Raw genomic sequence first — 6775 nt, forward strand, 5'->3', positions numbered from 1 at the left:
ACCTGCCGCGGCGCCGCGGCGGGTGATCGCCGCCCTGCGCGGCCGGGGACGATCCGCGCGGTGGGCGCATGTCTTTTTTGTCTCGAAAGTGTCGTTGTTGAACATTTCCGGCCCGGTTGTTAGGCAGGCGGCAACGCAATGACGGGAGATCCACATGGCCAGAACGAGCGAGTTTCTTGAAAACGTCTACTCGGCAGAGGGCGGCGAAGAGATGCGCCGCTACTACGACGACTGGGCCGACAGCTACGATGCCGATCTGCGCGACAACAATTACCGCACACCCGATCGTTGCGCCGCGGCGCTGGCCGACGCGGGCGCGGACAGGCGCGCACCGGTGCTCGATTTCGCCTGTGGCACCGGGATATCCGGCGAGGCATTGCATCGCGCCGGGTTCGAGGTGATCGACGGATCCGACATCTCGGACGGGATGCTGGCCAAGGCGCGTGAACGGGGGGTCTATCGCGATCTCTACCTTGCCGCGCCGGACAGCCTGCTGGACACGGGCGGGCGCACCTATGGCGCGATCACCGCGGTGGGCGCGATCGGGGCCGGGGCTGCCCCGGCGGAAAACATCGACGTGGCCATTTCCGCGCTGGAGCCGGGCGGCGTCTTCGTCGTTTCGCTCAACGAGCACACGCTGGAGGACCCGCAATTCGAGGGCCGGCTGACCGAGGCCATCGCGGCCGGCAAGATCGAGAAACTGGCCGCCGAGGACGGTCCGCACCTGCCCGAGATCGGGTTGCGCGCGCGCGTCTGGGTGGTCCGCCGCCGCTGATGCCGCGCCCGCGCTGGGCGTGAAAAAGGCCCCGCCGGTGTGCGGCGGGGCCCATATGCGGATTGGTCGTGGCGCGGTGTCAGCCCTCGGGCATGATCACCGCGTCGATCACGTGGATGACGCCGTTCGACGCCTCGATATCGGCGGTCGTCACGTTGGCGCCGTCCACCGTCACGCCGTCTTCGGTCATGATGGTGACGTCCGAGCCTTCCACCGTGGCGGCCATCATGCCGTTGGACAGATCACCGGACATCACCGCCCCCGGCACGACGTGGTAGGTCAGGATCGAGGTGAGCTTGTCCTTGTTTTCCGGTTTCAGCAACGTTTCGACCGTGCCATCCGGCAGCGCCGCGAAGGCCGCGTCGGTGGGGGCGAAGACGGTAAAGGGGCCGTCGCCCTTGAGCGTGTCGACCAGCCCGGCGGCCTTCACCGCGGCGACGAGCGTTTCGAAGTTGCCCGCCTCGACGGCGGTGTCGACGATGTCCTTGGAATGGTTGTCGGCCATCGCCGGGGTCGCGAGCATGGCGGCGGTCGTCAGGGACATGAAAGTTCTGCGAAGCATTTGATCCTCCTTGGGTTCCGTTTGAATGCCGTCCGTGGCATTGATCGGATTACGCGGGGAGGCAGGGATGCGGATGACCGGGGGTTTCCGCCGATGGTGTTTGACCGCGGCGGCGCGCGCGCTAAGCCACCGTTTCCCCGGATATCAAATAACGATTTGTTGATGACGGGCCGGCGCGGTCAGTCCCACCAGCGGTCGATCCGGGCGATATCGGCATCCGACCAGCCGAAATGGTGGGCGAATTCGTGCACCGTGACATGCGCGACAAGATCATCGAACGCCACGTCCCCGCGTGCGCGCCATTCGGCAAGGATGGGCTGGCGGAAAAGCCAGACCGTGTCGGGGCCCTGCGGCTGATCGAAGACGGATTTGTGCGTGGTGGGGATGCCGTCATAGAGCCCGGTGAGGTCATGCGGGTCGCTCATGCCGAGGTCGTGCAGCATGGCAGCGTCGGGCCAGTCCGTGACATGGATCGCGACGGCACGGGCGGCGTCGCGGAATGCCGCGGGGAAGCCCGCGACGGTTTCGCGGGCGATCTCTTCCATCCGGGCGAGGCTGTGGGCGTGGCTCATGCCCCCGTTATGCCGCCGCGCGCCGCCGATGCAAGGGGCCGCGCGCGGCGCCCGCGCGCCTAGAGCATCAACTGGTAGCTGGTGGGCACGTAGCGGTAGCCGTCGCCCTGCGTCTCGGCGTAGCCCATGGCGGGCCACGGCATGTGATAGCCGACGAAGGGCATTTTCTCGGCCGCGAGCATGTCCAGCAGGCGCCGGCGGGTTTCGGCGGCCGCGGTCTTGTCCATGTCGAACTTCACGTCCCAGTCCGGGTGGCCCAGCGACCACACGTAGTGGTTGGCGAAATCCGCCGCCAGCAGCATCTGCTTGCCGTCGCTTTCAAGCCTGTAGGCCATGTGGCCCGGCGTGTGCCCGAACGCCGCGACCGCGGTGATGCCCGGGGCGACGTCAGAGCCGGGGTCGATCATCGTCGTCCGCTCGGCCAGCGGGCGCATCTTGGCCTCGAAGGTGTCATTGCCCATGGCCGCCCACGCGTCGAATTCCACCGCGCCTGTTACGTGGCGGGCATTTGGGAAGGTCGGGCCGCCGTCGCCCGTCAGCCCGCCGATATGATCGCCGTGCATGTGGGTGATGACGACCGTATCCACCTGGTCGGGAACGTAGCCGGCGGCGTTCAGCGCCTTCGTGATGCCGTCGGGGTTGAGCCCGGTGTCGAACAGCACCAGTTCGCTGCCGGTGTTGACGACGGTCGGGGTGAAGAAGAACTGCGCGGCGTCCGTGGGGATGTTGGCCGCCTCGGACACCGCGGCGAATTCGTCGGCGCTCACGTTCAGGCCGAAGATAGAATGCGGGTCCGGCCGGGTCATCGTGGCGGCCAGCAGGGTCGTGACCTCGAACCCGCCGAGGGTGACGCGGGTGTAGGGCGGCATGGACGGCCCCATCATCGGGGCGCCCGCCCGCGCGCGAGTTGCCGCGCCGGCCAGCGGCAGGGTGGCGGCGCCGGCCAGCATGCTGCGCCGTGTTACGGATGTATCGGACATTGGTGCCTCCCTTCGTTACGTTGCGCGGGAGAATGTAGCGCGGAACCGGGCCGGTGACTTTCCGATAACGGCAAGTTGATCGCCTGCCGCTCAGGCAGGCACGCCCGGGCTGATCTGGACAAATGCGCCGGCCTGTGACAAAGCCGCGGCGGACCTAGGAGATGCCAGATGACCACCACACGTTTCGCCCCGTCGCCCACCGGCCTGATCCACGTGGGCAACCTGCGCACCGCGTTGATGAACTACCTCATCGCGCGCAAGGCAGGCGGCACGTTCATCCTGCGGATCGACGACACCGACCCGGGGCGGTCGAAGGAAGAATACGTGGACGCGATCAAGACGGATCTCGACTGGCTCGGGCTGCACTGGGACCGGGTTGAACGGCAATCGCAGCGGCTGGACCGCTACGCGGCGGCTGCCGACAGGCTGCGCGAGATGGGCCGTTTCTACGAGGCGTTCGAGACGCCGACCGAACTGGATCTCAAGCGCAAGAAGCAGCTCAACATGGGGCGGCCGCCCGTCTATGACCGTGCCGCGCTGGACCTTTCGGAGGACGAAAAGGCGGCGCTGCGCGCGGAGCGGGGCGGCGGCGTCTGGCGCTTCAAGCTGGAACACGAACGCATCGAGTGGGACGACGGCATTCTCGGCCCGACCTCCATCGACGCGGCCAGCGTCAGCGACCCGGTGCTGATCCGGGGTGACGGTCAGGTGCTTTACACGCTGGCCTCGGTCGTGGACGACACGGAAATGGGGGTGACGGACGTGGTGCGCGGCAGCGATCACGTGACGAACACCGCGACCCAGATCCAGATCATCGAGGCGCTGGGCGGCACGGTGCCGCAATTCGCCCATCATTCGCTGCTGACCGGGCCGCAGGGCGAAAGCCTGTCCAAGCGGCTGGGCACGCTGAGCCTGCGGGACCTGCGCGAACAGGGCGTGCAGCCGATGGCGCTGCTGTCGTTGATGGCGCGGCTCGGGTCGTCGGACCCGGTGGAGCTGCGGGAGGACATGGAAGGCCTGATCGAGGGGTTCGACATCACCCGGTTCGGCGCCGCGCCCACGAAGTTCGACGTGAACGACCTGTTCCCGATGACGGCGCGCTATCTGCACGCGATGCCCTACGAGGCCGTGGCGGACGAGATCGCGGCGCTTGGCGTGCCCGACGATCTGGCCGAGCGGTTCTGGGCGGTCACGCGCGACAACATCACCACGTTGAACGACCTGCCCGCATGGTGGGCGATGTGCCGCGACGGCGCGGAGCCGGTCATCGACGCGGAGGACCGCGACTTCGTTGCCGAGGCGATGGCGCTGATGCCCGAGGGCCCGTTCGACGGCGAGACTTGGGGCCGCTGGACCTCGGCCGTGAAGGAGGCGACGGGCCGCAAGGGCCGGGCATTGTTCATGCCGCTGCGCAAGGCGCTCACGGGGCAGAGCCACGGGCCGGACATGGCACAGCTCTTGCCGCTGTTGCAGCGGATCCGGGCGAAGGACTGACGCGCCGGGCCTGTCAGGCGTCGCGCGCGGTACCGGGCACATCAACCGTTACACGCTGTATCGGGCACATTACCTGTGGCGCGTCGTATCGGGCACATCAACCGTTGCGCGCCGTATCGGCCGCGACGTACCGCACGCCGAGCGCCGCGAGCCGATCATCGACAAGGGCGCGTTCGTCTGCTGACAGTTGCCGGTGGCGCGGATAGACGGGGGCGGCCCTGTCCTGCAGGACCGGCATGTCATCCCAGCCATGTGTCGTGTCGAAGAAGCGGTGCGCGCCGTCCTCGCCGAATTCGCGCAGGTATCCCTGGACCACCACGTCGATGTAGCTGAGCAGCACCGGGCATGACCGGGACGGGGCGCCGTGGCGGGTTTCGGGGATGGAATAGACCGCGATCCGGGGGCTGTGCGAAAGCGGATGCCGGACCTGGTGGGCGGCCGACACCCGGTCATAGGCGCTTTCGCGCGCGTCAAGCGCGGGCCAGTCGCCATCCGGCACCTCGGCGATCAGCCCGTCGATCTCGGCCGCCGGGTCTGGAACGACCGTCAGGTAGGCTGCGGGCCGCAGTGACGTCCGCCGCCACACCCGCCGCCACCCGCGAAGCTGCGCCCTGTGCGCCTGCGCGAAATCGTGGGTGCCGCGATTGACGAGGCTGCCATAACCGAAAAAATATGCATGGCTCATGTATGTTCTGCCGCCCGCTTGATCTGAATCATGTCCGCGGCGCCACTGTGGCGGCAGGATGCCGCGAATTCAAGCTGGAGGGCCCGAGGATCATGCGGATCACGAAACGCACCAATATCGCGATTCGCGTGCTGATGTTCTGCGGCGCGAACGAAAGCCGGCTGGTCACGAAATCCGAGATCGCGGCGCGCTGCAACGCCTCTGAGAGCCACCTCGCGCAGGTCATCAACCGGCTGGCGCAGATCGGCTTCGTGCACACCCAGCGGGGGCGCAGCGGGGGTATCACGCTGGCCCGCCCGATGCGCGACATCGTCATCGGGGACGTCTTCCGCCAACTGGAGCAGGGCACCCGGCTGGCCGAATGCTTTGCCGACGTGGACAATACCTGCCCGCTGGTCGATGCCTGCCGCCTGCGCATCGCGCTGGCGGATGCAGCCGAGTCGTTCTACGCGCATCTTGACGACGTCACGCTTGACGCGCTTGTCTGCGGCAACGACGCGCTGCTTGCGCTGTTTTCGCCGGAGCCCTGCGCGAAACCGGGTTGAAGCGCGCGGAATGGTATACTAGCGTGTACCCGTATCGGAACGGGAGAACCGGCAGCGCGCCGGTGCCGAAGGAGCAACCGCCCCGGAAACTCTCAGGCCGTTGGGACCGATCCGATCGAGAACACTCTGGAGAGATCCCGGCACCGACCGGGACGCCGAAGGGATAGCGATCTCAGGCAGAAGGACAGAGGGGGCATCGGGGTCGCGCATGGGCGCGGTCACAACGGTGCCGGACTGAGTCAACGGACAGAGCCGGCCTCTGACGAGGGAGTAAGCGCATGAGCGAGTTGCGTCAGACGCCGCTCAATGCCCTGCACAGGGAACTGGGGGGCAAGATGGTGCCCTTTGCCGGCTACGAGATGCCGGTGCAGTTCGGGCCGGGCGTGATGAAGGAACACCTGCATTGCCGCGCGGCGGCCGGCCTGTTCGACGTGAGCCACATGGGACAGGTCATCGTGCGGCACGACGCCGGGTACGCGGCGGCCGCGGGCGCGATGGAAGGGCTTGTCCCGGTGAGCTTGCTGGGACTTGGCGAGAACCGCCAACGCTACGGATTTTTTACCGACGAGGCGGGCGGCATTCTCGACGACCTGATGTTGGCCAACCGCGGCGATCACCTGTTCGTCGTCGTCAACGCCGCGTGCAAGGCCGACGACATCGCGCACATGCGCGCGGGGCTGCCCGGATGCGCGGTGCACGAGGTCACCGACCGCGCGTTGCTGGCGCTGCAGGGCCCCGCGGCCGAAGCCGTGCTGGCGGGCATGGTGCCGGGCGTGGCCCGGATGCGGTTCATGGATGTCGGCGTTTTGGACAGCGACCATGGCGAGCTGTGGATCTCGCGGTCGGGATATACCGGCGAGGACGGTTACGAGATTTCCGTGCCCGCTGCCAGCGCCGAGGCGCTGGCGCGCGCGCTGCTGGCCCACGAGGCGGTGGCGCCGATCGGGCTGGGCGCGCGGGACAGCCTGCGGCTGGAAGCCGGGCTGTGCCTTTACGGCCACGATATCGACGAAACGACGAGCCCGGTGGAAGCCGCGCTGGGCTGGGCCATCCAGAAGGTGCGCCGCCGGGGCGGTGAGCGCAAAGGCCGTGCCCCGCCAGACCCGGCCGGTCACCAGCTGGAAAGGGCGGGTGGAAATCTCGGCGCCCGCCGGGGCCACGC

The 6775-nt window shown here is 67.8% G+C and carries 7 protein-coding genes, 1 pseudogene and 1 riboswitch; of the genes and pseudogenes, 4 read left to right on the forward strand and 4 right to left on the reverse strand.

Annotated features, from left to right (window positions below; all coding sequences use genetic code 11):
- Positions 1-154: 154 nt before the first annotated feature.
- Positions 155-775, forward strand: coding sequence for a class I SAM-dependent DNA methyltransferase (locus ACH107_RS28650; RefSeq protein ID WP_412509138.1), 621 nt, complete (start codon positions 155-157; stop codon positions 773-775).
- 79 nt (positions 776-854) lie between these two features.
- On the opposite strand, the gene ACH107_RS28655 is transcribed toward ACH107_RS28650, so the two are convergent.
- The 3 genes from ACH107_RS28655 to ACH107_RS28665 form a co-directional block, all read right to left on the reverse strand.
- Positions 855-1337, reverse strand: a complete 483-nt coding sequence (locus ACH107_RS28655) for a fasciclin domain-containing protein (protein ID WP_412509139.1) — start codon at positions 1335-1337, stop codon at positions 855-857.
- Between the two features lie 179 nt (positions 1338-1516).
- Complete coding sequence (locus tag ACH107_RS28660; protein WP_412509140.1) at positions 1517-1909, reverse strand: metallopeptidase family protein; 393 nt, start codon at positions 1907-1909, stop codon at positions 1517-1519.
- Between the two features lie 59 nt (positions 1910-1968).
- On the reverse strand, positions 1969-2889 hold the full coding sequence (locus ACH107_RS28665) for an MBL fold metallo-hydrolase (RefSeq protein ID WP_412509141.1): 921 nt from the start codon (positions 2887-2889) through the stop codon (positions 1969-1971).
- A gap of 168 nt (positions 2890-3057) precedes the next feature.
- Between ACH107_RS28665 and gltX the strand changes: the two genes are divergently transcribed.
- A complete protein-coding gene (gltX, locus tag ACH107_RS28670; protein ID WP_412509142.1) occupies positions 3058-4383 on the forward strand; it encodes a glutamate--tRNA ligase in 1326 nt (441 codons plus the stop codon).
- Between the two features lie 97 nt (positions 4384-4480).
- On the opposite strand, the gene ACH107_RS28675 is transcribed toward gltX, so the two are convergent.
- Positions 4481-5068 (reverse strand): gamma-glutamylcyclotransferase family protein, encoded by a 588-nt coding sequence (locus ACH107_RS28675; protein ID WP_412509143.1) that lies wholly within the window; start codon positions 5066-5068, stop codon positions 4481-4483.
- Positions 5069-5160: 92 nt separating this feature from the next.
- Here ACH107_RS28675 and ACH107_RS28680 point away from each other — a divergent pair, with 92 nt between their 5' ends.
- Together ACH107_RS28680 and gcvT are read left to right on the forward strand one after the other, a co-directional pair.
- Positions 5161-5613 carry an RrF2 family transcriptional regulator gene (locus tag ACH107_RS28680; protein ID WP_412509144.1) on the forward strand — a complete coding sequence of 151 codons (453 nt, stop codon included), beginning with the start codon at positions 5161-5163 and terminating at the stop codon, positions 5611-5613.
- A gap of 30 nt (positions 5614-5643) precedes the next feature.
- A riboswitch (glycine riboswitch) is annotated at positions 5644-5732 on the forward strand.
- A 159-nt stretch (positions 5733-5891) separates the two neighbouring features.
- Positions 5892-6710, forward strand: a pseudogene (gcvT, locus tag ACH107_RS28685) (glycine cleavage system aminomethyltransferase GcvT); the annotation flags it as partial.
- Positions 6711-6775 lie beyond the last annotated feature (65 nt).

This window comes from Roseovarius halophilus (ex Wu et al. 2025) (genome assembly GCF_047086965.1).